Below are 26954 nucleotides of genomic sequence, written 5' to 3' on the forward strand. Positions count from 1 at the left end.
TTTCTGGTACATAATTTGAATAAGGTAAATGTAGCTCTCAAGACAGGGGTGTTCACTTTTCTTAAATCTTCTTCTATGCGTATTTCATCCAGAAGTAAAAATCACTTCCAAAAGTTAAAAAAGGGTTTGATACCTTCAAATCTATTTTTCCAAATGAAAACAACCATCTTTATGGCTTAAGGACCACTTTAATACATCCATCTGTCCTTGTATCAAATACTTCATACCCATGCTTTGCTTGGTCAATTGGAAGTACATGGGTTACAACATCGCCAGGATCTACTTTTCCTTCTGATATTAGTTTATAAAGGTAGGGCATATAAGGAATAACAGGAGCCTGACCGGTTTTAATATCCACGTTTCTTTGGAAAATATCTCCTAGGGGGAATCCATTATAACGGCCGCCATAAACGCCTGTTATTTGTATGGTTCCCGCCTTACGCACGGCTTGGGACGCAATTACAATCCCTCCCATGGCTCCCCCATGTAATTTAAGACCCGATGCAAGATATTCCATCGGAGTCATTTTGCCACTCATCCCGGAACAGTCAATAACGATATCTGCACCACCTTTAGTGATTTCTTTAAGGTATTCACCAGCATTTTCATATTGTGCAAAATTTACGGTTTCGACTTTATTCGTCCTTTTTGCATGCTCTAAACGATAGTCGAGATGGTCGACAGCAATCACTCTTTTCGCCCCTTTAAACCAAGCGAATTTTTGAGTAAGTAGACCTACAGGGCCACAGCCTAAAACGATAACCGTATCGCCAGATTTGACACCTGCGTGATCTACACTCCAGAATGCTGTGGATGCTGCATCTGCGAGCAACACCAATTTTTCATCTTCTACCTCGCAGTCTTCTGGGATTTTGAAAGGGGTAAAGTTTCCATAAGGAACACGCATATATTCAGCTTGCCCGCCCGCATACCCACCAGTTGTTTCTGAGTATCCAAAAAAACCACCCATTTCCCCATGAGGATTTGAATTATCGCACTGACTTGTAAGGTCGTGGTCGCAATACCAGCAGCTCCCGCAGCTAACGTTAAAGGGGATAATGACCCGGTCTCCCTTCTTGACCTTAGTTACCCCTGGTCCAACTTCCTCAACAACCCCCATCGGCTCATGACCAATGACATAATCTGTAGGCATATTGGGAATTAATTGATGAATTAAGTGCAAATCGGAGCCGCAAATGGCTGAAGTAGTGACTTTTACAATAATATCATCCGAATTTTTGATGTTAGGGTCTTTAACTTCTTTAACCTGTACATTTTTATTGCCCTGGTAAGTTACGGCTTTCATGATGCTTTTCCTCCTTTATTTATTCGGCGTTGCGAACATGCCGAGTCTGTCAGTATCATTCGGGAAAAGATTCATTCCAGCGATACTAACCGCCATATCGGCTGATTTCAAATCTAATTCCACCTGTTTACCTACATCGTTCGGATAAAGCCAGCCCTTCCTGATCATTAAATCGGATAACTCACCATGTAAGTCAATGGATTGCTCCATTTGCTGGTACAATGCTTTTCTCAATGCGGGATTCGCTGTTTCAGATAATGCAATACCATAAGTATGAATCCCACTTTTGATAGAGAGTAAAAAATCTAGCGCAAAAGAGGAATCAGCCATTTCCGGCATATGTTCAGCGCCTTGAGGATCTAAAAAATCCATCTCCATTTAAATTTCACCTCATTTTTCATAGTTTGTTCGGGCTCCTGTATAAAAACCCTTTAGCTCGTTTATTGCAGCTATAGATTGTTGTACGTCTTTTTCCATTAATGCTTTTAAGTCATTGTCAAAGCAAATTCCTTGCATTAATTTTGATCTCATTAACCCTATTGTTTTAAGATTTAAAATTTCATGCGTTTCCATGGTTTCATGAAATGCCAAGCTTTCATTTTCCATACGCTCACCTCCCTAATCTATATAACAAAAATACCTTTCCCAGTTCATCTGTTTGTTATACGGATTATTGACCGATACGTAGTATATTTCGCAAAGTACACGTTACCTTTGCAAATGATGATGAATAAAAAATTTTGTATGACGAAAGATATGTAAGTGAATTCTCAAAGAAATGGAGGGAAAAAATCATGACGAAAAATTTAGGACTGCATGAAACTCTAGAGGCGCACGAAATTTTAACTTTCAAGAGTCTTTGTCTAACAAAGTCCTCTACAATGAGCAGTTTAGTGCAGGATACAGAACTACAAAATATTCTATTAAAAGACATGGACACTGGAACACAAGATATTCAAACACTGCAGGAAATTCTGACGAATAGAGGGGAACAGTAATGACAAATTTTTTGCAAAATATGGCGGGTATGGGTGGCATGACTGATCAGGTGATTGCGACGGACTTCTTAATATCCGCAAAATCAGGAATTAGAAATCTTGCTTTTGCCATTACAGAAACAAAAACACCTGAATTGAAAGCAGCCTTAAGAGAACAGCTTCGTGTCGCTGTAGAAAGACATGGAGAGATAAGTAACTATTTGATTGCAAAAGGTTACTATCATCCACATGATTTAAGTGAACAATTACAAGTTGATTTAAATACAGCAAATACAGCCCTAAACCTTCCTCAACAATAAAGTCAACTCATGGATGTGAGAGCAGACAGATCACATCGGGGTTCGGGCGAATGGAAAAAAGCAATGAATTTCTCAACCTTGAGATACATTGCTTTTTTTAGGGGTATATCATAGGAAGTGGTTAGCCAAGTTAATAATGGTAATGTAGATGATCCAATCTTAGATGCTGTTGTTTTAACGAATTTCACTTCTTTCATACTAGGGTTAATTCGATTTCTTCATGCCACACTCTCTGCATTTACGAATATATTTAACCGAACTTTCAAACTAAGTGTTACCGCAATTGTCACAGCGACTACTAACGTATAATCTTCGTAGTCATAAATAATTACCTTCTGGATTTTCTACAGACAAAGTAAAATCACCTTCACTATTTTATTTGATTATATAAGACAGGAATGCGGAGCAAGCCTGCCTTTGTATAATTTCTAAAACTTTACCTTGCACTTAATCTTTAAACTCTATTATGCCAGCTGGCTTTATTCAATTATTTTCTTCAATCCCTAGAAGCAAACCAAATTCATCTTTTCACAATCCAGTTATCAATATACCGATGCAGTTAAATAGATAACCTTGAGCCCTGCAATCGTTTACCAATCTGATATTTTGAATTTACTTATTTGACAATCCCTTCCAGCCTTCACTGTGTTCAAACTAAGCTTTTTCAACTAAACTACCTCTCTAGTTCCATAAGAAAAAGGCTGCCTCAGCAACCTCCCTTATTGAAGTAAAGCACCCTATCGTTTAAGTAGATACCTTCACATTTCTTTTGTGAATCAAAAAAAGGATGGAACCAATTCAATCCCATCCTAAAAATCTTTATTGTTGGTGTTTCTTATCCTCTTGTTGTTTATGCTTCTCTTCCTTTTGTTTGTGTTTCTTTTCCTCTTGTTGTTTATGGTTCTCTTCCTTTTGTTTGTGTTTCTTTTCCTCTTGTTGTTTATGCTTCTCTTCCTCTTGTTTATGTTTTTTATCCTCTTTATTTCGACCAATTTCAAATGGTTTATCATTATTATTTTTTGTAACTGGTGGAGCTTCTTCAGGATTTGCACCTTTAATGAACAGTTCATTATTCACCCGGTATACATCACTAGGCTGCTGGAAGCTACTTTGGTCTGTTCCAAACGCTTCCAGCATGGCCTTAAACATTTGGTGCGAGATTTTAGTTGAATTTCCATCCATATAATTTCCTGGACCATTTTTAGTATATCCAGTCCAAACCGCCATAGTGTATTGCGGTGTATAACCAGCGAACCAACTATCATTTACCGCACCGGTTGGATATCCATATTGTGCTCTGGTTTTACTGTCAAAATTGGTTGTGCCAGTTTTTCCAGCCACATCTAGTCCAAGGACATTTGCTGTTTTTCCTGTACCAGATTTTACGACTGTCCGTAACATATCCGTCACCAAATAAGCTGTGTAATCATGCATAGCACGTTTTGGCTTTGGAGTTAAATTAACAACTCTGCCATCAGGATAGACAACTTTACGAACAAAATGTGGTGTATTGTATTCACCATTATTTCCAAAAGCACTATATGCCCCTGCCAACTCTAATGGATTAACCGTATTACTTCCAATCGCATATGATTCGTACACCTTATTATTATTAAAAGTAATACCCAGATTTTCTGCAAAATTTTGTGCTTTATCCATCCCTACATCTTGAAGGGTAAGAAGTGCTGGAATATTGTATGACCATTGAAGTGCTGTTCTAATCGACATCATTCCGTGATATTGATGATCCCAGTTAGAAATAGACTGACCATTTGAGTAGGTTATCTCATGATCATTAATTTGGTGTGCTGTAGACCATTTTGAATTTTCAATAGCCGGACCATAATCAAAGACTGGCTTGAAAGTAGATCCTGGTTGACGTTTAATATCAACCGCAAAGTTGTTGCCTCGGAAGGAAGCTTTATATTGGTTTCGACCGCTTCCAATAGCTCGAATTTCTCCTGTTTTTGTATCTGAAAATACGAAGGCTCCTTGAAAATTGTCATTTGGATAAGAAATAATCGTATCGGTGTTCATTATTTTGTCCGCATAGGTCTGAGCTTTTGGATCTAGCGTCGTATAAATAGATAATCCATCCGAACTGATATCTACATTTTTCAGCTTTCTTTCAACTTCTTTTACAACAGCATCCAAAAACGCCTCGTACGGCATTCCTTGCTGTTTCGTTTTTGGAACAAGTCCTGCTGTAACTGAAACCTTCTTTGCATCCTCCAATTGCTTTTTCGTAATATACCCTTGTTTATACATAGCTTCTAAAACAATATTACGACGATTTGTTGCAGCTTTCACATGTTCTGGTTCAGTGGGATCGTAATTACTTGGACTCTGTGGGAGCCCCGCCAACATAGCGGCCTCCGGAAGCGTTAATTTATTTAGATGATCGGCATCGATTCCGTAGTAATTTTTGGCGGCAGCTGCTACACCATATGTCCCGTCTCCAAGGTATATCTTATTTAAATACATCATTAATATTTGATGTTTGGAATACTTTTGCTCAAGCTGATAGGCCAAGCTCCATTCCTGTACCTTCCGCTTTATTGTTTTCTGAGGTGACAAAAAGGAGTTTTTAATGACCTGCTGTGTAATGGTACTTCCGCCTTGAGATCCAAAATCACCTATTAGGTTCTTGGAGATTGCTCTCGCAGTTCCTTTTATATCAATGCCATTGTGTTCATAAAAATGTACATCCTCCGTGGCAATGAAAGCATGTTCCAACATTTTTGGAACTTGAGAATACTCAATTTTTGTCCGCTTTTCTTTACCATATTCGTAAAGGAAATTCCCGTTTTTATCGTATAATTTGGTAGAAAGCGGATCGACTAGTTTTGAAGCATCTATTTTAGGTGCATCCTTAATCATTGCTGCAACCGTAACTGCCCCTATTCCAATTGAAACAACACCTAACAGTAAAAACCAAAGTAAAACTTTATTCAAGAAAGACCTTCTTTTAGGGGAATTTTTATCTTTTTTTTGATCTTGTTTTGTTTTTTCCACTTGTTTTCGTTCCTGACGAGAACGATACGTTTCTGACATTAATCTTCTCTCCCATATTCAAGTTATTCAACAAAATTTAAGAAAACTATGCAAAGAAATAACCTTTTATTTACTCAATAGCAATTGATGGTCGGTATGGTATTTATAACAATGCATTTCATGCAAAACCTGTATATAACGAATTAAGGAAGAATTTATCCTATACTCTCCTTGGTCGGTTTTCGCAATAAAGTAATCACTTCGTACTATCTCATCTTATGCATCTTGTAGAACGTATTCCTTCTTTACATCTGGCCCTTTTAATATTTTTTTCTCGTTTAATATCATTATCCAAGGTATAACAAACAGTGACATATAGTGAACAAATAAAAAAGACAACGTACCACGCTGCCTCTTTTTGTATGGGTTAAAGAAAACGAAGAATTATTTAAACTTATCTAGTGAAATTATTCTATGTTTTAATTCTGAATTCATATCTAAAACACCTATCACAAATTGATTATCTTCCGTCAATGTTATGTATCTGAAATACTCATCATCAGAAATCAACAAATCGGTGTCATTCGTCATTTTTTCTATTTTGGCAAATACATCTTCTGTGTACTCAAGGTGAAAAAAGTCATCCAATCCCTTGCTTGAGCTACCTACCCAGGTATACAGAAAATCTTTCAGTGTGATTTGTTCAAGCATCGATAATTGTTTCTTGAATTTTAACTTATCTACTGTTACGTTTATCATCTTTCAACACTCCTTAACGAGGATTAATTATATACAATGAAGTCTCCTCCAACAATGCTATTTGTATAACAATCCGTTTACAGTTTAGTTACTATAGGGTACCGCCACATCGCCATCAAGCTAAGAAAAAGGATTATCCCCAAAACGAAAAAATATGCTATTCTTTGTAAATGCTGCTGAAAAAAAATTCCCTATCAATTTATAAATTTTAGAGAATAGGCATTTATATAAATTAGGAGGAAGAAGCTTGTTGAAGACTAGTATCATCATTATCGATGACCATCAGCTTTTCCGTGAAGGCGTTAAGCGTATATTAGATTTTGAATCATCCTTTAATGTTGTTGCCGAAGGCGATGACGGAAGCGAGGCTATGGATCTTGTTAGCACACACAAACCAGATGTCGTTATCCTGGATATCAACATGCAGAATATGAACGGTATCGAAGCAACTAAAATGCTTGTAAACCGTTACCCTGAAACGAAAGTCATCATTTTATCGATTCATGATGATGAAAACTATGTACAGCATGCATTGAAAACAGGAGCACAAGGTTATCTGTTGAAAGAAATGGACGCAGATGCGTTAATTGATGCTGTTCGTGTAGTCGCAGAAGGTGGCTCATACCTTCATCCGAAGGTGACACATAATCTAGTCAAAGAATATCGCCGTTTAGCTACTGATCGTGATTCAGTGCATGCTGTAGAGATCAGAAGACCGCTTCACCTATTGACTCGACGCGAGTGTGAAGTTCTTCAAATTTTAGCATATGGAAAAAGCAACCGTGTCATCGGCGAAACTTTATATATCAGTGAAAAAACAGTAAAAAACCATGTGACGAACATTCTTCAAAAAATGGAAGTAAACGACCGTACACAAGCTGTTGTTCTAGCTATTAAAAACGGATGGGTAGAAGTGAAATAATTTCAACTTATGTTAAGTCCGGCTCTTCAGTTTTCGCAATGCGTGCTGAAGAGGCGGGCTTTTCTCACGAAACGATCCTTAGAAACAAGAACTAGCAAAATATATAGAATACTATAAAAACAAACGAATCAAGGCAAATTAAAAGGCATTTAGCCCGGTACAATACCGAGCTCATGCCCAACGGGCTGCCTAACGAAATAACCTGTCTAACTTTATGGGGTCAGTTCAACGTTAAGGAATCGACTTTTTTTACTTTTTCTTAAGGCACTAACGCACCTGTTAGTTCAACAAGAACGGGTTAAAAGTTCATCACTTAACCTACATAATTCTCTTGCTTTTTTCTCCTCTAAAAGATCAAATCCAATCTTCTATAAATATCTTTGTAAATCTTTAGGAAAATTATCAAAATACTGTACAAAGATAGTTCGAATAAGCTGTTACCTGTCTCTTTGTTCCTTGTTAGGAGTTTTTCACAAAAGCAGACTTTATCTCTTTATCTGTTAAACTACATACTTTTTTTATCCATAAAAGAACACATAGGCATCTATACATGGGAATACAATGTAATAAATCTAATTCACTAGGGGTAAAGAGATGCCTAATAACACAAATAATCAATTAACGACTCAACAAATGATCAGCATTATTAGAAATGGTCTTAAAAAGTCACAAGTTCCCAAACATATTACTATTGTTGGCGCAGGACTAGCAGGACTGGTTGCTGCTTCTCTATTGAAGGAGGCAGGGCACAACGTCACAATCCTTGAAGCAAACAACAGGGTAGGCGGACGTGCCTATACCATACGCTCCCCCTTTAGCAATGGGCTTTATTTTAACCCAGGCCCAATGCGTATTCCTGATGTTCATTTTTTGACCTTAGAGTATATAAAAAAATGGGGGCTAACCGTAAACCCTTTTATTAACCGAACTCCAATGGATATTCTTTATCTCAATGGAATCAAAACACGTCTTAACATTTTTGAACGTTCTCCTGGTATTCTAAACTTTCCCGTTGCATCAAATGAAAGAGGTAAAAGCGCACAGGAGCTGGTGAAATTAGCTACACAGCCAATTCTCGATTTTATTAAACAAGACCCAACGAGAAATTGGTATCTCGTAGAAAAAGAATTTAAAAACTACTCACTAGGTACTTTCTTAAACTATTACCATTATCAATATGGAACGACTTTTTCAGATGGCGCGGTTGATATGATTGGTGTACTCCTTGACTTAGAAGCATATATGGGGATGTCATTTATTGAAGTTTTGCGAGAAGAGGCGTCCTTCGGAGCAAATCGTTTCTATGAGATAACCGGCGGTATGGATCTGCTGCCAAGGGCATTTCTCCCGCAATTAAAAGAAGTTATTATGTTCAATCAAAGGATGATGAAAATTCTCCAACATAACAACAGAGTAACCATCCATTCCACCCATCAGCACACCTTAGAGGATTCCACCATAACTGGTGATCTTGCCATCATAACCATCCCCTTTTCAGTGTTACGATTTGTGAAAGTTGAACCATACCATTCTTTTTCCTATTATAAACGACGAGCGATTCGTGAACTAAACTATATGAGCGCAACAAAGATCGGAATCGAGTTTAAAAGCAGGTTTTGGGAAAGGCACCATCAATATGGTGGTAAATCCATAACTGACCTTCCGATTCGATTCACTTATTACCCCAGTCAGGGGATTGGTACAAAAGGACCTGCTGTGGTTTTGGCAAGCTATACATGGGCAGATGAGGCTTTATCATGGAACGGTCTATCCAACGAAAAACGCATTCAATATGCTTTAAAGAACTTAGCTGAAATTTACGGAGACCAAGTCTATTCTGAGTTTGTGTCAGGAACTTCCTTTAGTTGGGTCGATAATGAATATTCTTCTGGAGCTTTCACTGCTTTTGAACCGAGTCAGGAAACCGAGTTGTATCCTTATATCCCTATACCTGAAGGAAGAGTGCACTTTGCCGGTGAACATACTTCGCTTACCCACGCTTGGATGCAAGGGGCGATTGAATCTGGAATACGGGTTGCATATGAAGTGAATGACTTGCCAAAATAAAACAGGAAAAATAGATAAATTAGGACTTATAGAAATTTCTTATACAACTAAACTGCCCCGTTAGTGCCATAAGAAAAAGCTGTCTTAAAGACAGCTCCGTTCTTCAGCTAACGCACCCGTTAGCCAACCATGAAGCGCAAAAATCAGCGCTTCACCACAGAGAATGAAAATGGTTCAGAACGGTCAATACTGATTCTACGGCTGGGAGAGGAAGGTCGATGAACTATGGTGCTTTAGAGCCCATCCGTTAGTCTGACTCCAACGACCAAGGTGCACCACTGACTGTCGCTCCCTTACGGGAAGCACACATGGTAGATTAATCCTATTCTGGTTTTTGCACCAGCCTCCAATTGTATTGAGAGCCGTAGAAAGGATGTTTTCATTGGAAGTAGTCATTGAAAGAGCATGTGGTATGGATGTCCATAAGGACAATATTACTGCATGTATTATGACACCAGAAGGAAAGGAGATTCAAACGTTTTCAACAAAAACTGTTTTTCTAATACAGTTAGTGGATTGGATTAAAAAGAATAACTGTACTCATGTTGCCATGGAGAGTACCAGTGTATATTGGAAACCTATTGTTAATTTATTAGAAGCTGAAGAGATTGAATTTTTGGTTGTGAATGCTCAACATATGAAAGCAGTGCCAGGGCGTAAAACAGATGTTAAAGATGCAGAATGGATTGTCAAACTTCTTCGTCATGGACTTCTAAAAGCTAGTTACATTCCAGACCGAAATCAACGGGAACTACGTGAACTAGTTCGGTACCGTAGAAGTATCATTGAAGAACGTGCTAGACAACATAATCGAATCCAAAAAGTGTTAGAGGGCGCAAATATTAAGCTAGGCTCTGTCGTTTCAGACGTTATGGGTGTTTCAGCTCGAGACATGCTTAACGCAATTGCCGAAGGTGAAGAAGATCCTGAAAAACTAGCAAACTTTGCTCGACGCACAATGAAAAAGAAGAAAGATGAACTAGAACTCGCCCTTAAAGGTTATATCAATTCGCATCAACGCCTCATGTTAAAAACCATTTTAAAGCATATTGATTTTTTAACAGAACAAATCGAGATGCTCGACCAAGAGGTCGAGGAAAGAGTAAGCTCCTATCAAGAAGATGTGGAACGATTAGACTCTATTCCTGGTATAGCTACAAGAATGGCTGAGCAAATTTTATCTGAAATTGGGACTGATATTAAGAAACAGTTTCCAAGTGCAGCTCATATGTGTTCTTGGGCAGGACTAGTTCCTGGGCATAACGAAAGTGCGGGAAAAAGAAAATCGGCTAAAACAAAAAAAGGAAACAAGTATTTGAGATCAGCATTAACAGAAGCAGCTCATTCTGTAAGAGGATCTAAAAACTATCTCGGAGCACTGTATAGGCGTACAGCATCACGAAAAGGTAAGAAACGAGCAGGAATAGTAGTCGCTCATGCCATGTTACGTATCTCCTATTATCTCTTAACTCGAAAAGAAATGTATGTAGACTTAGGCGAAGACTACTTTGATAAACAGAGACAACAATCAATTTTTCGGCATTCACTAAGAAGACTTGAAAGTTTAGGATACACAGTTACATTACAAGAACCTGAAGCATCTTAATCCAGTCCACTTACCTACAATAAATCAGTAAATTAGGCGCTCTCCCCTTTTTAAAAAAACAATGAGCTGCGTCTTCTTAAGTATTGCCTTTTCCCCTAAATTCCAGAAGTCTATTTTCATGGTAGTTCCGTAAAAAAAAGGTTGCTAACAGCAACCTCCCTTATTGAAGTAAAGCACCTGTTAGCTTAACAAGGTATGTATAGATTTTTTTTACTTTAATTTATGTTCATTCGAATATAGGACGCATAAAGCTTCTCTCATAACTTAAAATACATTTAGTCTCTTCTGCAAATTTATATGCTTCTTGACATTCTGCATCCAATGCCATTTTTACTCGGTACTCTTCATATGCTGCTAAACTTGGGAAAGTGAATAATGCAAAAGCAATATTATTAGCACCCTCATGTGGAAGGAAATAACCCTGATGTGTACCGCCTAATTTATTAACTAATCGAATCCACATCTTACCGTATTCCTCGAACTCATTTAATTTATATGGGTCAATAACATATTTCAAATAGCATGTAACCATTTTAATCCCCCCGAAAAATCTATTTTTTTCCATCATAACATATAATTCGACTAACCTGCCCCGTTAGTGCCATAAGAAAAAGGCTGCCTTGAGACAGCTTCGATCTTAAGCTAACGCACGTTAAATGGCTATTCTAGTAATAACTCGGACTTAAATACGATTACAGCATTTCCCGCAATCCTTACTTCCTCTGGTTCCTGATTACAAATTTTCACTTGGACATCAATGATACCCGACCGTTTTATAGCTTCGCCCTGCACTGCTTTAAAGCTGAATAAAGAATTATCATGTTTGACAAGTCCATGGTGTATTAAGTATGCGCCTAAAGGACCGTTCGCATTACCCGTAACAGGGTCTTCGTTAATACCAATTGCAGGAGCAAACATTCTTCCATGAATTAAAATTTCCGAGTCGGGAGCATTTATCGTAAAAACATAGAAACCATTGCAATTAATTAACCCACTGACTTTTGTAAGTAGATCCATATTAGGGTTTAATTGGTGAAGAAGTTCAGAACCCTTAATTCCAATCATCACCTTGGAATGCCCGGTAGAAACGATTTGTACTGGACAATCTTCTAATAAATCTTTTTCACTAATATTGAGAGCCGTTAATATGTTTTCCAAAGCTACACCATCAATCACCGTTTCAAAACTAATACTACCCTGCGTCATGATAATTTTGTAATCATTATCTTCATTAATCACATCGACTGGTAAAATGCCGACACCGGTTTTATGATAAACTTTAACTGTATTTAAACTATTTTCAACTGCACGAGCATAGTGGGCCGCAATCGTCGCATGTCCACAAAGGGGAACCTCATGTGTAGGCGTAAAAAAACGAATATGTACATCAGATTCACTATTGGCTGATTTAAAGATAAATGCCGTTTCCGAATTGTTTAGCTCTCTTGCAATCCTCTGCATCTCACCCGAAGATAAACCATCTGCATTTGTAATTACACCAGCAGGATTACCCGATAATTTTTCTTTCGTAAATGAATCAATTTGATATAATCGGTACTTTCTTGGCATGTCATTTCCCACCCTTTAATATAGTGAATTTCCGGTCCTTTATACTTTCTATAATTCTTATTATATTAGATTACCCCGTTAACTCCACAAGAAAAAGAGTGATCGCCACAGCTCTTTAAAGAACTAACGCACCCTTTCGTATTATAAGGTCATCCAGAAAATATTTCTGGTTGACCATTTTTTATATCGATATATGATAACCGTAGCCGGGGTAGAACGTCCGCACCTGTGGGACTAGATCCCGTCAACTAAACAGTTCGCCCCCTACTTGATGCGAGGTAAGAAACTTAGGATTGTGAAATACCCAAATGGGAAATTTGACGAATTTTAGAGAAACTCCAACAATAAATGAATATTGTCTCTCGCTTTTTTTAATGTATTAAAAAGCCAACTTTACCTAGTATTAATTCGTCCCTTTTGAGGTGCATCTTGATTAAATGACATTATAAATGGCATAGGAATTGACCTATGCCAATTTCCTATAATATAAGGGGGGGTAACTTTATAAAAAATACTGCCTCATTTCTAATTGAGACAGCATTTTGAGATTTCTTTCATCGTTCTGCTGGTTTAAGTGGTCCGTAAAAATAAGCAGCAGTCGCTCCCCCGTCAATTAAGAAATCAGACCCCGTGATGAAAGCTCCCTGTGGCATCATTAGCAGCTCAGCCACATTTGCAACCTCATCAGCTGTTCCTGGGCGTCTGGCAGGGCACTTGGCAAACATATTCTTATAGAATTCTCCTCTTGGACCATTAAATTCATCTATAGCCAATGGAGTTACGATAATCCCTGGGGAAATGGAATTGATACGAGCATCTTTTTCCCCCCAACGTATAGATTCATACATAACTCGTTTCACATTGCAACGTTTCGCCATTTGATAGGCGTGCAACGTGTCCCTGATGTTTTCTGGTCGAAGGACTTCTAAACTAAGGAGTTCTTCAGTTGGTGTCGTTGCCAGCTGTTCGTCAATTTCAATCCCCAATTGAGGCATTCTATGTCCAGACTGACTGGAAATTGTTACACCAACGCCTCCAGGAGCTATGACCTTACCTACTTCCTCCAGCAATACTGCGGTTCCATACAAATCTACCTTCAAAATTGTTTCAATAGGTGCTTGACTAGGTGATACACCAGCTGCATTGATAAGAACAGAGATTTCACCATATTTCTGACCTTCTGCAATCCATTTTAAAATAGATTCTCTGGAAGAAATGTCCGTTTCGACAGGCACCACATCAAATCCGGCTTCTTCCATAATTTTTGCAATAGCCTTGGCATTATCTAGGTTCTTATCACCAATAATAATTTTCTTACCAAAGCCGATTCTTCTTGCTATCGCCATGCCGATCTGTCCGGCACCGGTCCAAAGAATAACTTCTTTCATTATTTATCCTCCTAAAATTTACACAGGCTCTACTACTTTTAATGTTCTTCAACAGACCGCTTCTTTAGTGTTTGTTAGACCTCCAATAAAGTACGCATGTTCACAAACTTGTACTAAAACAGACGTTTTCCTATAAGGAAACGGCTATCTACATTCCAATTTCATATTTTTATGAACTGGGTTTGCTTACCCCTAAACTGTTTCGAACTTCCATTCCAGGCGTTACTGCTAATTTAACAATCAAGTCTGCAAGACTTTTTCTGGATATATCATGACCTTTAAATGGTTCGCCTTTCTGAGTAATTTGGTAATCAATTTCATCTTTATTGGTAAACCATCCGGGTCTTAAAATCGTATAATTAAGATCTGAGGCTTCAATGATTTCAGCCGAATTACGATAAGGGTCTAATATACTGCTATATCTCTGACCTGGGACTTCATCATAAATTCCCATGGAACTGATCCAAATCAAACGCTTTACCCCAGTGGCATTCATTGCCTCCACTACCGTTGTCGCCATTTGTTCTAAATTACCAGCTAGATTGGCATACACAACATCTTGTCCATTCATAGCCTCTTTTAGTTTTTCTAGGTCTATAACGTCCCCTTCGATTACCTGAACACGATTAGAATCGATTTTTCTTAGTCTTCGTGAATTTCGCATATAAAGCGTCAACTGTGCGTCAGTTTCTTTAAGGAACATATCAATAGCTACACGAGCAAGTGACCCGTTTGCTCCAAGGATTAAAACATTAGTCAACTCTGAAACATCCTTTCTGTTAGTTAATTACTTGTTGATTCTGAAGCATTTACTGGATGCCAATTGCTGTATTGATTAGATCATTCGATAGCCTCCAAAATTGATATCAATTGTTCTTTATTAAGATTTTCGGAGAGGCACTTAATTAGAAGGGGGCTTGGCTTCAATTTCATCTATTGTAGAACTTTTTAAAAAGTAATTAAGAAGTATATGTAATATTTCAACACGAGACATAGATAGAATTTACATCATTCAATCTTTTTTAGAATAGCTATTGTATAAAATGAAAGAAAATTCACAAATAAAAACACCGCATTTTGCGGTGTTCAGACTGTTGTCTATAGTCTTTTTATGGTTTGTACAATGAACGTTAATTTCCTCTCCAAGCACTCTCTTTTCGCTGGCGGTCCGGAAGCCTACTCAGCGCCTTTGAGCCTGTATCTATCTTTTTTATAAACACCGTGACTTTATTTAAAAGCGTGAAACAATCACAGAGATGTATATTTAAAAAGTTCCTCCAAAAGGAGAATACTGGATATAAACCTTTAGGGCGAAACTCTATTGCCCCAACTTTTTGGCAGAAGTAACTATAAATTCTACATAAAAATTAGTTTTATTAATCATATGGTGTTCAACAAGAGGTGGGACATTATATCTTCTTGGATTTAATTCTATAAGTGCGCCATCAACTTCATGCGTAGCTATCTTTCTTTTCCAATGAAAAAACACCATTTAAAAGTCGTTTGACAAACTTGCGACTTTTAAATGGTGTTTTTCTTATTTTTATCAACTCATATTGATCTCATATTGACTCTAAATAAAGATATTTGCTTTGCAATCTTACTTAAGGAATCATCCAGGATAACACCCCATTCTGCAAATATGTCATGATTCCAACAATAATCACCAGTATAATACTATGCTTTATAGTGAATCGAAACAAATCAGATTCTTTCCCTGCTAGGCCTACTGCGGCGCAAGCTACTGCAATTGATTGAGGCGAAATCATCTTTCCGGTAACTCCGCCTGAAGAGTTCGCTGCCACTGCGAGCACCGGATCCATGCCTATTGAAGTAGCTGTAACTTTTTGCATGTTACCGAATAGTAAGTTGGCTGAAGTATCAGAACCAGTAATGAACACTCCTAGCCACCCTAGTATAGGAGAGAAGAAAGGGAATAAAAATCCTGTTTTCGCCAATACCATCCCCATAGATGTGCTCATTCCTGAAGAGTTTGTTACATAAGCGTATCCTACAACAGAAGCGATTGTGATAATGGGAAATTTAAGTTCGTTTAGTGTTTCACCGAATGTAACTATCCAACCCTTCCAAGAAATTTTTACAATATATTTCGTAATGATTGCTGCAATCAGAACCGCTGTACCAGCAGCACCTAGCAATTCCAGCTTGTAAAAGGCAGGTATCGCTTCTCCCGCAGCGTTTATAATCTTATTATTTAATAATGGAACGTTAGGTATAAACGAAAATGCATGCCCTATAGAATTAATCATTGATAAAACAACATTTGTTCCTTCATAGTGTCCTGTTAGTGCCTGCTTTATGGTTGGAATTCCCCAAAGGGAGATTACTCCCGTTAAAACCAGGAATGGTGACCACGCTTTAAAAATTTGTCCGCCGGTATAAGTTAGCTTGTGGCCAGTAGGTTCATTTACAGCAAGTGTTGCAGCCATTTCTTGTTCGGCTGAAAAACGGAAGATGGTTTTCGGTTTCCAAAATTTAAGGAAAACTGCTAAAGCAAGTAATGAAACAAGAGCCGATAAAATATCCGGAAGTTCTGGTCCAAGGAAGTTAGAGCTTAAGAATTGTGTTACAGCAAAAGTAATACCAGTTACTAAAATTGCAGGCATGACTTCGAAGGCTTTTTTAAAGCCTGCCATAATCACGATTAAATAAAATGGTATGACTACAGATAAAAACGGTAATTGGCGACCAACCATTTTTGAAATCTCCATCGCAGAAATTCCGGTAGGTCCCTCAAGCGCAATAATTGGTGCTCCTATTGCACCAAATGCAACCGGTGCTGTATTGGCAATTAAACACAAGCCAGCTGCATATAAAGGATTGAATCCAAGACCAACAAGAAGTGCAGCAGAAATGGCAACAGGCGCACCGAAACCAGCGGCTCCTTCAAGAAATGCCCCAAATGAGAACGCTACCAATAGTGCCTGAAGACGACGGTCTTCCGTAAGTGAAACAACTGAATTACGAATAATATCAAATTGTCCTGTTTTTACGGTTAATTTATAAAGGAAAACTGAACTGATAATGATCCAACCAATAGGCAAAACCCCGTATACTGCCCCGTGTGTAGCAGACATAATCGCCATTTGTGTTGGCATTCCAAATGCAATAACCGCCAACATCAAAGCAATTAATAGCGTCGTGAGCCCTGCCAGATACCCTTTCATTCTCTTCACTGCCAATGCCCAGAAGAAATAAAGTATTGGAATTACTGCCACGATAGCGGATAAAGCGAGGCTATCTCCTACCACTGTAAAGTTTTGTGTATATGTCATATTGTACCCTCCAATTTATAGTCCCTAAAAGTAACCGCTTACATATTTTTATTAAAATATGCTACCATTTCTTCTGCTCTAATTTACAAGAAAGTGAAAAAAAATTTGAATCCACTGAAAATATTCAATTTTTTCGTGTTGTAAAGTCCGGATGTTTGTGATTTTATCTTGGTTGCGTAATGATAAAATCATAATAGTGCTTGTCCGGTAAAGGGACTATAAAGTACTTTAAACCTTTAGTTACTAAAGGTTTATTGCGACTAAGGGTGAGATATACAAAAAGAAAAACGCTAGGAAATCTGCTGTCTTCTCTACATAATATTTCCCTTAACACTTTCTATCGGCATGATAACACTCTATAAGACAATTCCCCCTTTCTGTTTCGTATTAAGAAACAATGTTTCTGTAAGTTTGCGAAAAAACACTATGTTTAGTAACTATATAAGTAGTTGTTATATAACAATCACTAATCCTATTTTAATTATACAAATTATTGGTAAAATTTTAAAACCAATATCAAAATTTGCCCGATTATTTTGAAAAAAAGATATATCGGGCAAATTTTCTTTGAAAAAAAATTCTAAAAATATATTGGAAAGTAATTCCACTTTGAATTCCAAGCCTTGTTGGACCAGATATGATGACAGCAGCAATGACTTTCCCCGAATGAACGAAAATAGGAACGGCAATACAAGTAATTCCGTATTCATTTTCTTCTAGATCCAATGCACAGCCTTTAATTCTAACCTGAATGAGTTCTTGAAGGAAATCATCTTTATTCGTAATCGTTTTGTCAGTATGCATTGGCATTCCCTTTTGCTCAAGAATGTTAAGCACGACATTAGATGGCAAATAAGCAAGAATTGCTTTGCCGACTGAAGTACAATGCATGGGTTCTCGTTTTCCAACTTTAGCGTGCATTCGCAGAGTTTCGTTTCCTTCTAACTTTTCAATATACACCACTTCACCTTGGTCATAAACAACTAGATGGATAACCTTATTTGTGGTATTCTCCAGTTCTTGCAAGTATTGCCTTGCTTCCGATCTCAAATCAATTGATTCCAGCAATTTGGAACTAACCTCTAAAAATTTTTAACCGTACCTAATACGCTCTTGCACCTTCTTTAGCCGTAACAAATGTATTTCGAAGAATTCCAATTTCCTTTATTTCACATTCTATAACGTCGCCTGCGCCGACCAACTCTGCTCCAACAGGACTACCTGTTAAAATTACATCTCCCGGTTTAAGTGTCATAACTTTCGTCAGATAGGAAACCATTCTGCGAATTGGAATAATCATCAGTTCAGTTGAACTGTTTTGTTTTTCAACATCGTTCAGTTTTGCTTTGACCTTTACATTAAAAGGATCAAGTATGGTTTCAATAACAGGACCTAATGGAGTGAACGTGTCAAATGATTTACCAATTGTCCAGTGGCCATCCTGGTGGAAAAACTGAGGTGCTGTTACGTCATTTCCAACTGTGTATCCAAAAACATAATCCAGTACGTCGGATTCAGGCACATTTTTTGCCTCTTTCCCAATGACAATCGCTAATTCGGATTCAAACTTTACTTCCTTGATACCCTCTGGAATGATAATTTCATCTTCAGGTCCAATCACTGATGAAGTTGGCTTAAAGAAGAATACTGGAATTTCCGGGAGCTGTTCCGGAAGATCCTCCACATTTGAAACGAAGTTTGCACCGATTCCAATGATTTGATTTGGTTCTAGGGGTGCAATAGACTTAACTTCACCCTGAGAAAATGTTTGGCCTGTATACTCCCAAGCACCAAAAATATCGCCCTTAATTACTCTTATTATACCTTTTTCTATAACACCTGTATGAATGGAAGAATTAGCTATAAACCTAGTAAACTTCATTGTTTTATTGCTCCTCTCAGACTTCTATTTCGGTTTTTTTTCTCGCAACACCAGACTGTATTGCTGCCTCTGCTACAGCATTGGCGACAGATTCTACTACTCGGTTGTCGAAAGCATTTGGTATTACATAATCATGTGTCAGTTCTTGCGGCTGAATTAAGTTTGCAATTGCATAAACCGCTGCCACTTTCATTTACTCATTAATTTCAGAAGCGAACACCTGAAGTGCCCCTTTAAAAATCCCTGGAAATTTCTACAGCTACTTTACATTTACATTTATTTTCCCTTTAGTACTCATATGAAGGTCTAGTGCTTTTTCCCGAAGGTCTTTCATAGCTTCAACTCCCCTAATCTGTTATCACTATTTAATAATGAAAGTTAGTTGTTGAAACTGCAGTACTTCAATTAAATTAGCAATATACTCTTTACATTGTAAATCGTGACGTTGTAAAAAATAGAATGTCCCCTAGTTGTTTATTGTTTTATAGCAAACTTTGCTTTTGCTTCAATGCGGCGACGATGCAATATTGGCTCAGTGTAGCCACTTGGCTGATTATAACCTTCAAAAATCAGGTCACATGCAGCTTGAAATGCCACCGAATCGTCAAAATTCGCAGAAATTGAGCGATATGCAGCGTCTCCAGCATTTTGTTCGTCTACTACTTTAGCCATACGCTGAAGCGTCTCTAGCACTTGTTCCTTTGTTATGATACCGTGGTGTAGCCAGTTCGCCATGTGTTGGCTGGATATACGTAAGGTCGCACGATCTTCCATTAGTCCCACGTCGTTGATATCAGGTACTTTCGAGCAACCAACTCCCTGGTCCACCCAGCGAACAACATAACCTAGCATAGTTTGAGCATTGTTATTAATCTCTTCCTGTATTTCCTCCGGGCTCCAATTAGAATGTTTCGCAACTGGGAATTGTAAAATTTCATCCCTCAAGTCTCTAGATTCACTGATCTTTTCATTTTGGACCTTCGTTACATCAACTTGATGGTAGTGCAGTGCATGCAATGTAGCTGCAGTAGGTGATGGAACCCACGCCGTAGTTGCACCTGTTTTTACATGTCCAATCTTTTGTTTTAACATTTCATCCATCAAGTCCGGCATAGCCCACATACCCTTTCCAATCTGGGCACGCCCCTGGAAGCCGCTTACAAGGCCTGTATTAACATTCGATTTTTCATAGGCTTGCAACCAAGTGGATGATTTCATTTCACTTTTTCGAATCATTGCTCCCGCTTCCATAGAGGTATGGATTTCATCACCAGTACGGTCTAAAAATCCGGTATTTATGAATACTACCCGTTCCTTAACTTCGCTTATGCAAGCTTTTAAGTTTAAAGATGTGCGGCGCTCCTCATCCATAACACCAATTTTTAGAGTATTCCGTTTTAGACCGAGCAATTCCTCTACTTGATCAAATAGATGGTTGGCAAAAGCGACCTCTTTTGATCCATGCATTTTAGGTTTAACGATGTAAATGGATCCTTCGGATGTGTTTTGGTATGGGCCGTTTCCTAAAAGAGTATGTTTTCCAAGAAGACTAGTGATGATTGCATCTAAAATTCCCTCTTGGATTTCCTCCCCATTTTGATCTAAGATTGCATTATTCGTCATTAAATGACCTACATTACGAACAAACAAAAGTGAACGACCTGACAAAGACAATTCTTCTCCAGTCGGGGTCAAATAAATGCGATTAGGATTAAGAGTTCTTGTCGTTGATTTATTGCCTTTTATGAAGGTAGCAGATAAATCTCCTTTCATTAATCCTAACCAGTTACGGTAAACTAGAACTTTATCCTCGGCATCTACCGCAGTTACTGAATCTTCACAGTCCATAATCGTCGTTACTGCTGCTTCTAATAGAATATCTTTAACGCCAGCCTCGTCAGTTTTTCCGATTGGATGACTGAAATTGAATTGAATTTCAAAGTGCAGGCCATTATTTTTCAAAAGTACAGCACTTGGGTTTTGTGGTTGTCCTTGATAGCCAGTTAATTTCGATTCGTCCTCAAGTCCTGTCGTTTCTCCATTCCGGAGTGCAACATTCAGCTTTCCAGACTCAATTGTGTATTTTACAGCATCTTTATGAGAAGCTTCCCTTAATGGAGCTGCTTGGTCAAGAAACTCTCTTCCAAACTCAATAACCTTAGCACCACGAACTGGGTTGTAGCCACCTTCTCGATGTGCACCATCTTCTTCACTGATTGCATCTGTACCATAAAGTGCGTCATAAAGGCTTCCCCAGCGGGCGTTGGCGGCATTGATTGCATAACGAGCATTATTAACTGGAACAACCAGTTGCGGTCCAGCTTGGATAGCTACTTCGGCATCCACACCTTCAGTGGTGATCTTGAAATCTTCAGCCTCTGGTTCAAGATATCCAATTTCTTTTAAAAATGATTTATACTCTTCAAAATCAAAATCATTATTATTTTTTCGATACCAAGCATTTATTTGATTTTGAATCTCTTCACGATGTGCCAATAATTCCTTATTTTTAGGAGTTAATTCATTTATCAAATTTTCTAAACCAGACCAAAACTGATCACGATCCACTTCACTACCTGGTAGAGCTTCTGAATTAATAAATTCAAATAATTCCGTTGCAACTTGAAGATTCCCTGATTTAATATATTTTGTCACTATGAGTTCCTCCTTGTAAATCAAGATTTTATTTTAGATAATTCTTCTCTGGAAAAAAGTAATTTGTTCACTCTAGGATGTAATTATCCTAATTGCTCTATTTGTTTTTACAAAACAATGTTTCTTTATCTGTGTATAAAAACGATGGCACGATACCTGATATGGATTCGAATATTTCATAATATTATAATAATTTATATTTATCTCTAAACTTTAGCAAAAGGACTTTGCCACGAAATGAATTGGCTTCATCCGTTTTATGGACTGCGCCTTACTAGACAAACATATTTAAGATATAGCAGCTGCTTCTTTTTCTTTTAAATCTCTTTTTATCTCAACACAGCGTCCCGGCATCGGGAATAATTTCCCTGCATTTAAAAGGTTATGAGGATTGAATACTTCTCGAATATCTGTTTGTGCAATAATCTCTTCGTCAGAAAAGACGAAACGCATTTCCTCTATTTTTTCAATCCCCACTCCGTGTTCACCTGTAATCGTCCCCCCAACATCAGCACATGCTTTTAAGCAGGCACTACCAGCTGCCAGGGCCTTTTCGCTTTCCCCAGGGATTCTGGCATCGAAAAGAACAAGTGGATGTAAATTCCCATCACCCGCGTGGAAAATATTAGCGATTCGCAAACCATATTCTTCGCTGATTCGATTGATTTTGTTTAATACCTCGGGCAATTTGCTTCGTGGAATAACACCGTCCTGTACTAAATAGTCCGGTGAAATGGCTCCCATGGCACCAAATCCTGTTTTACGATTGGCCCACCATCTACCTCTTTCGAGTTCATCCTGTGCTACCTTCACTTCAAGTACATTTCTGTACTTACACACTTCCAAAATGTGATTAATTTGCTCTTCAATACCTAATGAGATTCCATCCACTTCAATGAGTAGGACAGCCTCAATATCACTTGGATGACCTACTGGAAAAGCAGCCGCCTCCACTCCTTCAATCGCTGTTTTATCCATCATTTCAAGGGCTGCCGGTACGATTCCTGCTGAAATTATATCAGATACGGCCTGACTTCCGTCCTCCACTTTATCAAAATAAGCAAGAACAGTTTGTTTCGCTTCCGGATTTTTCAATATACGAACAGTGATTTTCGTTACAATGCCTAATGTTCCTTCAGACCCTGTCAACAGACCGAGCAAATCATATCCAGGAGAATCAGGAATTCCATTTCCACCCATTTCTATAATTTCCCCGTTAGGAAGTACAACTTCCAGCCCTAGAATGTGATTCGTGGTTACTCCATACTTAAGACAGTGAGCCCCTCCAGCATTCTCTGCGACATTTCCGCCAATTGTACAACAATATTGGCTAGAAGGATCCGGAGCATAGTAATATCCTTTATCAGAGATAGAGTTCGTGAGTTTAAGATTGATAAAACCAGGCTGTACAACAGCACGCCTATTTTCGAGATCAACGCTTAATAGCTTCTTCATCCTGACCAGACTGATAATGACTTCTTCATTTAAAGGTATAGCACCGCCGCTTAATCCAGTTCCAGCGCCACGGGCTAGGAACGGCAGTTTATTTTCGGAACAATATTTAACTAGTTTGGCTACTTCCTGAGTATCTTTTGGAAAAACAACCGCTTTAGGTAAGTGTCTATGAAGCGTAAATCCATCGCTATCATAGGCAAGCAGATCCTCTTTGTGAAATAGAATTGAATTGGCGTCGCCAACAATAGCCTCTAAATTCTTTATATGTCGATCATTCGATTTTATTTTTTTCGGTGCCATTTACTGTCCCCCCTTTAGATCATCCTCTTTTTGATAAGCCCAATCCAGAAGCTGAATTGTATGGACGACTTTTTGATTTCTACCATATTTCTGTACCCCCATTGCCATCTGAAGCATACATCCTGGGTTACCCATTGAAATCATCTCAACATCGCCTGGCACATTTTGCATTTTGCTTTCTAGCACGGCACCGGCCATTTCCGGATTAGTGATGTTATATATACCTGCACTTCCACAGCAGCGATCAGCGTTTGGCATATGTACCATTTCAACTCCTGGAATACTAACAAGAAGGTCTCTCGGTTCCTGGCGAATTCCTTGACCATGTGCTAAATGGCATGCGTCATGATATGTGATACGAGTGTTCAATTCAGCTTTTGGTATTTCATAGCCTGTTTCATGAATATATTTAGAGATGTCCTCGACCTTAGCGGAAAATTTTTCAGCTTTATCATGCCATTCAGGCTCTTCCCGAAACAATTCAGCATATTCCTGAAGCATACAGCCGCATCCTGCTGCGTTAACGATGACTTTATCAGCATCCTTAAACGCTTCGATATTCTGTTTCGCCAGCTTTCTTCCAGTTTCACGGTCACCGGCATGAACATGTAAGGCTCCACAGCAAGTTTGGTTTTGCGGAATTGTCACATCATTTCCGTTTCGTGTTAAAACATTAATCGTGGACTGATTAATATCACTGAACATAACGTCCATCACGCAACCTGTCATAAACGCCACTTCTGCTTTAGTTTTTCCTAATGCTTTGATCACTTTTTCATTTTTGTATTTTTTGCGTACAGGCTCTTTAATTTCAGGCATAATTGCTTCCATCTCAATTAAATGCTGTGGCATAATATTCATTAACCCTATTTTGCGAACCACTTTCTGCAATCCGCTCTTCTGATAGAACTTTAATAAACTCCCCACTGTATTCAGTCTGTTTTGATGTGGGAACATTCCTTCAAGTACTAATCTACTTACTTTTCCTTTCACTCCTGTCAATGGAATCGCCTGTCGAATTTGTCCGCGAGCCTCTTCAATTAATCCTCCGACATCTACATTCGCTGGACAAGCAGTGGTACATGCACGACAGTCAAGACAAGCAAAAACAGGATCCATGAATTGCTCGTTCACCTCGAGCTTTCCTTCTGCTACTGATTTGATAAGATGAACACGCCCACGGGGAGAATGCTGTTCCTGGCCTGTTAGCTCATATGTTGGGCAGGATTCCAAACACATACCACAATGTACGCAATCTGCCCATTTGTTTTCATCAGGCTTATCACTCCATAGATAGTTGCTTAAGATATTGGATGTACATGATGGATCTTGATTTATATCTACTTCTCTCAGACTCACTATTAAATCCCTCCCACGAATCTTTTATTATTAAGTACTCTATTAGGATCGATCTTTGTTTTAATTCCTTCTAACAAGAAGAAATGTGATGGTTTTTCACCCCATACATCTATTTGCTGACGGAGCGTTAAAGGCAGATGCTTCGCAATCACATAACCACCCAATGCTTCGACGGATTTTCTGAGCTTTAATATTACCTGTGTTAATTCTTCATCTTCAGTTCCCTTTAGGTTAACCTGGCATATTCCATGACCTAGTCCACCATGTGCTTCTACTGTAAGAGTACTAGAGTGATGTAAAATGTGGCTTTCTTTAATGACCTTCAAAACATCTAGGTTAACAACGCCTATTTTCAATGCCGCTTCTATCTGATTTCCACTAGCAAGTGTTGCCCCATTTGGAGAAATCGAATAAAATTTTTCCCAAAAAGCTTGTGCCTGATTTTGTGAAAGCACTGTCATTTTTGCGTTAGAAGGTTGGATGTTCTTTACAAAATCCTCCTGGTAATGAACAGAGCTCTCCACATCTTCAAATGAAATTGCTAAGGTATAAACGTTTTGACCCGTTAACCTTTCCGATAAAGCAGGATTTAGCAGTTCCAAAGCGATTGGTTCCATCACTGAATCCAACAACTTAACTGCTAGTGACCGAACTTCTTCGAGATTTCCATTGGGAAACACTAACAGTCCAAGGCTTTCGTACTTTGGTATTGGTCTAAGCTTCAAAGTCACTTCAGATAAAATACCAAGTGTACCCATCGATCCTATAAAAAGTTTGTTCATATCGTACCCAGCAACATTCTTTACTACATTTCCCCCAGCTCTTATGATACTGCCATCCGGGTAAACCAAGCGAAGTCCTATTACCACATCTCTGGAAGAACCATAACCCAATCTTTTGGGACCGCTTTCATTTGAAGCAATGATTCCGCCAATTGTCGCATCTTCAGGCCATACAGGGTCCAGCGAAACCTTCTGATTATGTTGTGCCAAATATTCTTGCAATTCTTTAAATGAAGTACCTGCTTTAACCGTTAATGTCATATCTCCTACAGTATGTTTGACAATTCCTTTATATTTCGATAATGAGAGTAAGATATCAGCTGTTTCAATCAATCCTCCAAAACCTCTCTTGGTTCCGCCTCCTACCACCGTTATTTTTTTCCCTTTATCGTTTGCATACTTTAAAATACTTGCTATTTCTCCCTCTGTTTTCGGGTAAACAGATACCTGACCACCATTCCCAAGTAGATGCCTTTGGTTTTTCCCATCAACTATTTGCACATCAGGTAAAAATGACTTTAAATCTGATAGAAGATCCGCTACGATCAAAACCCACGCCTCCTTTTTGTTTCGTAATAACTAACATCGTTTCTATATTGTTGCAAAAAAAACATTTTAAACTTCATACCTTTTGTAAAATATTGTTTTGCAAAATTTCTTCAACATATTGTAAGTGGTTAATCATCGACTGATTAGCTTTTATAGGGTTCCCCATCTTTATTGATTCATAGATTTTATCATGTTGTTCATCCATCGTTTTTACGATGTTCTCATTCTCTTGAATATACCTGTGAAAATCAATCATTGCCTTCTTCATGGTGGTTGAAATGGTTTGCACTAATTGGATCAGGCTTTTGTTTCCTGTCGCATTAGCAATCGCCATATGAAAGTGGTAGTCCCCTTCCCAGCCATTGATACAGAGGTTTGAAAGGATTTCTTCCATACGTACCAAATCTTGTACCGACCGATTGGAAGCAGCCATTTCCGCAATGCCTGTCTCCAATATTTTCCTGACTTGAAATAAGTCTTTTATGTCTTCACAGCTGGGGATTAACATATGGTTGGTAAACAATTTTGCGGAATCAAATTCGCAAATGTATGTACCTTCCCCTTGTTTCACGTAAACAGTACCTTTTCCTTTAAGTGTTGTGATTGCATCTCGGACAGCGGAACGTCCAACACCGAATAAATCACATAATTCCCTAACGGAAGGTAGCTTTTCACCTGACTGGAATTTGCCAGACTCAATCATCTTCTCTATTTCTTCTTCGACTGTTTCCGATACTTTCTTGGTGAATATTTTCCCCATATTTACAC

At 38.3% G+C, this 26954-nt stretch carries 21 protein-coding genes and 2 pseudogenes; 5 read left to right on the forward strand and 18 right to left on the reverse strand.

Annotated features, from left to right (window positions below; translation table 11 throughout):
- Positions 1 to 169 precede the first annotated feature (169 nt).
- From MKX49_RS12710 to MKX49_RS12720, 3 genes are read right to left on the reverse strand one after another with little or no spacing between them, the layout of a single operon-like run.
- Positions 170 to 1306: a zinc-dependent alcohol dehydrogenase gene (locus MKX49_RS12710; RefSeq protein WP_340876646.1), complete on the reverse strand. Its 1137-nt coding sequence runs from the start codon at positions 1304 to 1306 to the stop codon at positions 170 to 172.
- Between the two features lie 15 nt (positions 1307 to 1321).
- Positions 1322 to 1684: a spore coat protein gene (locus MKX49_RS12715; RefSeq protein WP_048682441.1), complete on the reverse strand. Its 363-nt coding sequence runs from the start codon at positions 1682 to 1684 to the stop codon at positions 1322 to 1324.
- 12 nt (positions 1685 to 1696) lie between these two features.
- Positions 1697 to 1912 (reverse strand): hypothetical protein, encoded by a 216-nt coding sequence (locus tag MKX49_RS12720; RefSeq protein ID WP_063575944.1) that lies wholly within the window; start codon positions 1910 to 1912, stop codon positions 1697 to 1699.
- A 188-nt stretch (positions 1913 to 2100) separates the two neighbouring features.
- Here MKX49_RS12720 and MKX49_RS12725 point away from each other — a divergent pair, with 188 nt between their 5' ends.
- Positions 2101 to 2304, forward strand: coding sequence for a hypothetical protein (locus tag MKX49_RS12725; protein ID WP_340876647.1), 204 nt, complete (start codon positions 2101 to 2103; stop codon positions 2302 to 2304).
- Positions 2304 to 2603, forward strand: coding sequence for a spore coat protein (locus MKX49_RS12730; RefSeq protein WP_340876648.1), 300 nt, complete (start codon positions 2304 to 2306; stop codon positions 2601 to 2603). The genes MKX49_RS12725 and MKX49_RS12730 overlap by 1 nt, the downstream gene beginning before the upstream one ends.
- Positions 2604 to 3422: 819 nt before the next feature.
- Here the strand turns inward: MKX49_RS12730 and MKX49_RS12735 are convergent.
- Positions 3423 to 5657 carry a transglycosylase domain-containing protein gene (locus MKX49_RS12735; protein ID WP_340876649.1) on the reverse strand — a complete coding sequence of 745 codons (2235 nt, stop codon included), beginning with the start codon at positions 5655 to 5657 and terminating at the stop codon, positions 3423 to 3425.
- Positions 5658 to 6041: 384 nt separating this feature from the next.
- On the reverse strand, positions 6042 to 6356 hold the full coding sequence (locus MKX49_RS12740) for a hypothetical protein (protein ID WP_063592358.1): 315 nt from the start codon (positions 6354 to 6356) through the stop codon (positions 6042 to 6044).
- Positions 6357 to 6606: 250 nt separating this feature from the next.
- Between MKX49_RS12740 and MKX49_RS12745 the strand changes: the two genes are divergently transcribed.
- From MKX49_RS12745 to MKX49_RS12755, 3 genes are all read left to right on the forward strand, one after another.
- The gene (locus MKX49_RS12745) at positions 6607 to 7278 is read left to right on the forward strand and encodes a response regulator (protein WP_445670165.1); all 672 of its coding nucleotides are present in this window, start codon (positions 6607 to 6609) and stop codon (positions 7276 to 7278) included.
- Positions 7279 to 7872: 594 nt separating this feature from the next.
- Positions 7873 to 9345 carry a flavin monoamine oxidase family protein gene (locus MKX49_RS12750; protein ID WP_340876651.1) on the forward strand — a complete coding sequence of 491 codons (1473 nt, stop codon included), beginning with the start codon at positions 7873 to 7875 and terminating at the stop codon, positions 9343 to 9345.
- A gap of 382 nt (positions 9346 to 9727) precedes the next feature.
- Positions 9728 to 10951 (forward strand): IS110 family transposase, encoded by a 1224-nt coding sequence (locus tag MKX49_RS12755; RefSeq protein ID WP_340876652.1) that lies wholly within the window; start codon positions 9728 to 9730, stop codon positions 10949 to 10951.
- A gap of 226 nt (positions 10952 to 11177) precedes the next feature.
- On the opposite strand, the gene MKX49_RS12760 is transcribed toward MKX49_RS12755, so the two are convergent.
- The 13 genes and pseudogenes from MKX49_RS12760 to MKX49_RS12820 form a co-directional block, all read right to left on the reverse strand.
- The gene (locus MKX49_RS12760; RefSeq protein WP_141993620.1) at positions 11178 to 11483 is read right to left on the reverse strand and encodes an NIPSNAP family protein; all 306 of its coding nucleotides are present in this window, start codon (positions 11481 to 11483) and stop codon (positions 11178 to 11180) included.
- A gap of 128 nt (positions 11484 to 11611) precedes the next feature.
- Positions 11612 to 12520, reverse strand: a complete 909-nt coding sequence (locus tag MKX49_RS12765) for a PhzF family isomerase (RefSeq protein ID WP_340876653.1) — start codon at positions 12518 to 12520, stop codon at positions 11612 to 11614.
- Between the two features lie 554 nt (positions 12521 to 13074).
- The gene (locus tag MKX49_RS12770) at positions 13075 to 13908 is read right to left on the reverse strand and encodes an SDR family oxidoreductase (RefSeq protein ID WP_340876654.1); all 834 of its coding nucleotides are present in this window, start codon (positions 13906 to 13908) and stop codon (positions 13075 to 13077) included.
- A 169-nt stretch (positions 13909 to 14077) separates the two neighbouring features.
- On the reverse strand, positions 14078 to 14668 hold the full coding sequence (locus MKX49_RS12775) for an SDR family oxidoreductase (RefSeq protein ID WP_340876655.1): 591 nt from the start codon (positions 14666 to 14668) through the stop codon (positions 14078 to 14080).
- An 844-nt stretch (positions 14669 to 15512) separates the two neighbouring features.
- Entirely contained in the window at positions 15513 to 17204 is a 1692-nt protein-coding gene (locus MKX49_RS12780) for an L-lactate permease (protein WP_262869403.1), read from the reverse strand.
- A gap of 531 nt (positions 17205 to 17735) precedes the next feature.
- Positions 17736 to 18296: pseudogene (locus MKX49_RS12785) on the reverse strand (IclR family transcriptional regulator); the annotation flags it as partial.
- A 10-nt stretch (positions 18297 to 18306) separates the two neighbouring features.
- Complete coding sequence (locus MKX49_RS12790) at positions 18307 to 19086, reverse strand: fumarylacetoacetate hydrolase family protein (RefSeq protein ID WP_340876656.1); 780 nt, start codon at positions 19084 to 19086, stop codon at positions 18307 to 18309.
- A gap of 16 nt (positions 19087 to 19102) precedes the next feature.
- Positions 19103 to 19336, reverse strand: a pseudogene (locus MKX49_RS12795) (NAD-dependent malic enzyme); the annotation flags it as partial.
- 224 nt (positions 19337 to 19560) lie between these two features.
- Entirely contained in the window at positions 19561 to 21741 is a 2181-nt protein-coding gene (locus MKX49_RS12800) for a malate synthase G (protein ID WP_340876657.1), read from the reverse strand.
- A gap of 288 nt (positions 21742 to 22029) precedes the next feature.
- Entirely contained in the window at positions 22030 to 23496 is a 1467-nt protein-coding gene (locus MKX49_RS12805; protein ID WP_340876658.1) for an FAD-linked oxidase C-terminal domain-containing protein, read from the reverse strand.
- Positions 23497 to 24855, reverse strand: a complete 1359-nt coding sequence (locus MKX49_RS12810; RefSeq protein ID WP_340876659.1) for a (Fe-S)-binding protein — start codon at positions 24853 to 24855, stop codon at positions 23497 to 23499.
- A 2-nt stretch (positions 24856 to 24857) separates the two neighbouring features.
- Positions 24858 to 26186 carry an FAD-binding oxidoreductase gene (locus tag MKX49_RS12815; RefSeq protein ID WP_340876660.1) on the reverse strand — a complete coding sequence of 443 codons (1329 nt, stop codon included), beginning with the start codon at positions 26184 to 26186 and terminating at the stop codon, positions 24858 to 24860.
- 73 nt (positions 26187 to 26259) lie between these two features.
- Entirely contained in the window at positions 26260 to 26946 is a 687-nt protein-coding gene (locus MKX49_RS12820) for a FadR/GntR family transcriptional regulator (RefSeq protein WP_240520696.1), read from the reverse strand.
- Positions 26947 to 26954 lie beyond the last annotated feature (8 nt).

Origin of the sequence: Peribacillus sp. FSL M8-0224 (assembly GCF_038003055.1) — a bacterium.
Taxonomy (GTDB): Bacteria; Bacillota; Bacilli; order Bacillales; family DSM-1321; genus Peribacillus; species Peribacillus frigoritolerans.

Coding starts and splice junctions, on each gene's coding strand:
- MKX49_RS12710 (WP_340876646.1), bottom strand. CDS start 1,306: ATGAAAGCCGTAACTTACCAGGGCAATAAAAATGTACAGGTTAAAGAA.
- MKX49_RS12715 (WP_048682441.1), bottom strand. CDS start 1,684: ATGGAGATGGATTTTTTAGATCCTCAAGGCGCTGAACATATGCCGGAA.
- MKX49_RS12720 (WP_063575944.1), bottom strand. CDS start 1,912: ATGGAAAATGAAAGCTTGGCATTTCATGAAACCATGGAAACGCATGAA.
- MKX49_RS12725 (WP_340876647.1), top strand. CDS start 2,101: ATGACGAAAAATTTAGGACTGCATGAAACTCTAGAGGCGCACGAAATT.
- MKX49_RS12730 (WP_340876648.1), top strand. CDS start 2,304: ATGACAAATTTTTTGCAAAATATGGCGGGTATGGGTGGCATGACTGAT.
- MKX49_RS12735 (WP_340876649.1), bottom strand. CDS start 5,657: ATGTCAGAAACGTATCGTTCTCGTCAGGAACGAAAACAAGTGGAAAAA.
- MKX49_RS12740 (WP_063592358.1), bottom strand. CDS start 6,356: ATGATAAACGTAACAGTAGATAAGTTAAAATTCAAGAAACAATTATCG.
- MKX49_RS12750 (WP_340876651.1), top strand. CDS start 7,873: ATGCCTAATAACACAAATAATCAATTAACGACTCAACAAATGATCAGC.
- MKX49_RS12760 (WP_141993620.1), bottom strand. CDS start 11,483: ATGGTTACATGCTATTTGAAATATGTTATTGACCCATATAAATTAAAT.
- MKX49_RS12765 (WP_340876653.1), bottom strand. CDS start 12,520: ATGCCAAGAAAGTACCGATTATATCAAATTGATTCATTTACGAAAGAA.
- MKX49_RS12770 (WP_340876654.1), bottom strand. CDS start 13,908: ATGAAAGAAGTTATTCTTTGGACCGGTGCCGGACAGATCGGCATGGCG.
- MKX49_RS12780 (WP_262869403.1), bottom strand. CDS start 17,204: ATGACATATACACAAAACTTTACAGTGGTAGGAGATAGCCTCGCTTTA.
- MKX49_RS12790 (WP_340876656.1), bottom strand. CDS start 19,086: ATGAAGTTTACTAGGTTTATAGCTAATTCTTCCATTCATACAGGTGTT.
- MKX49_RS12805 (WP_340876658.1), bottom strand. CDS start 23,496: ATGGCACCGAAAAAAATAAAATCGAATGATCGACATATAAAGAATTTA.
- MKX49_RS12820 (WP_240520696.1), bottom strand. CDS start 26,946: ATGGGGAAAATATTCACCAAGAAAGTATCGGAAACAGTCGAAGAAGAA.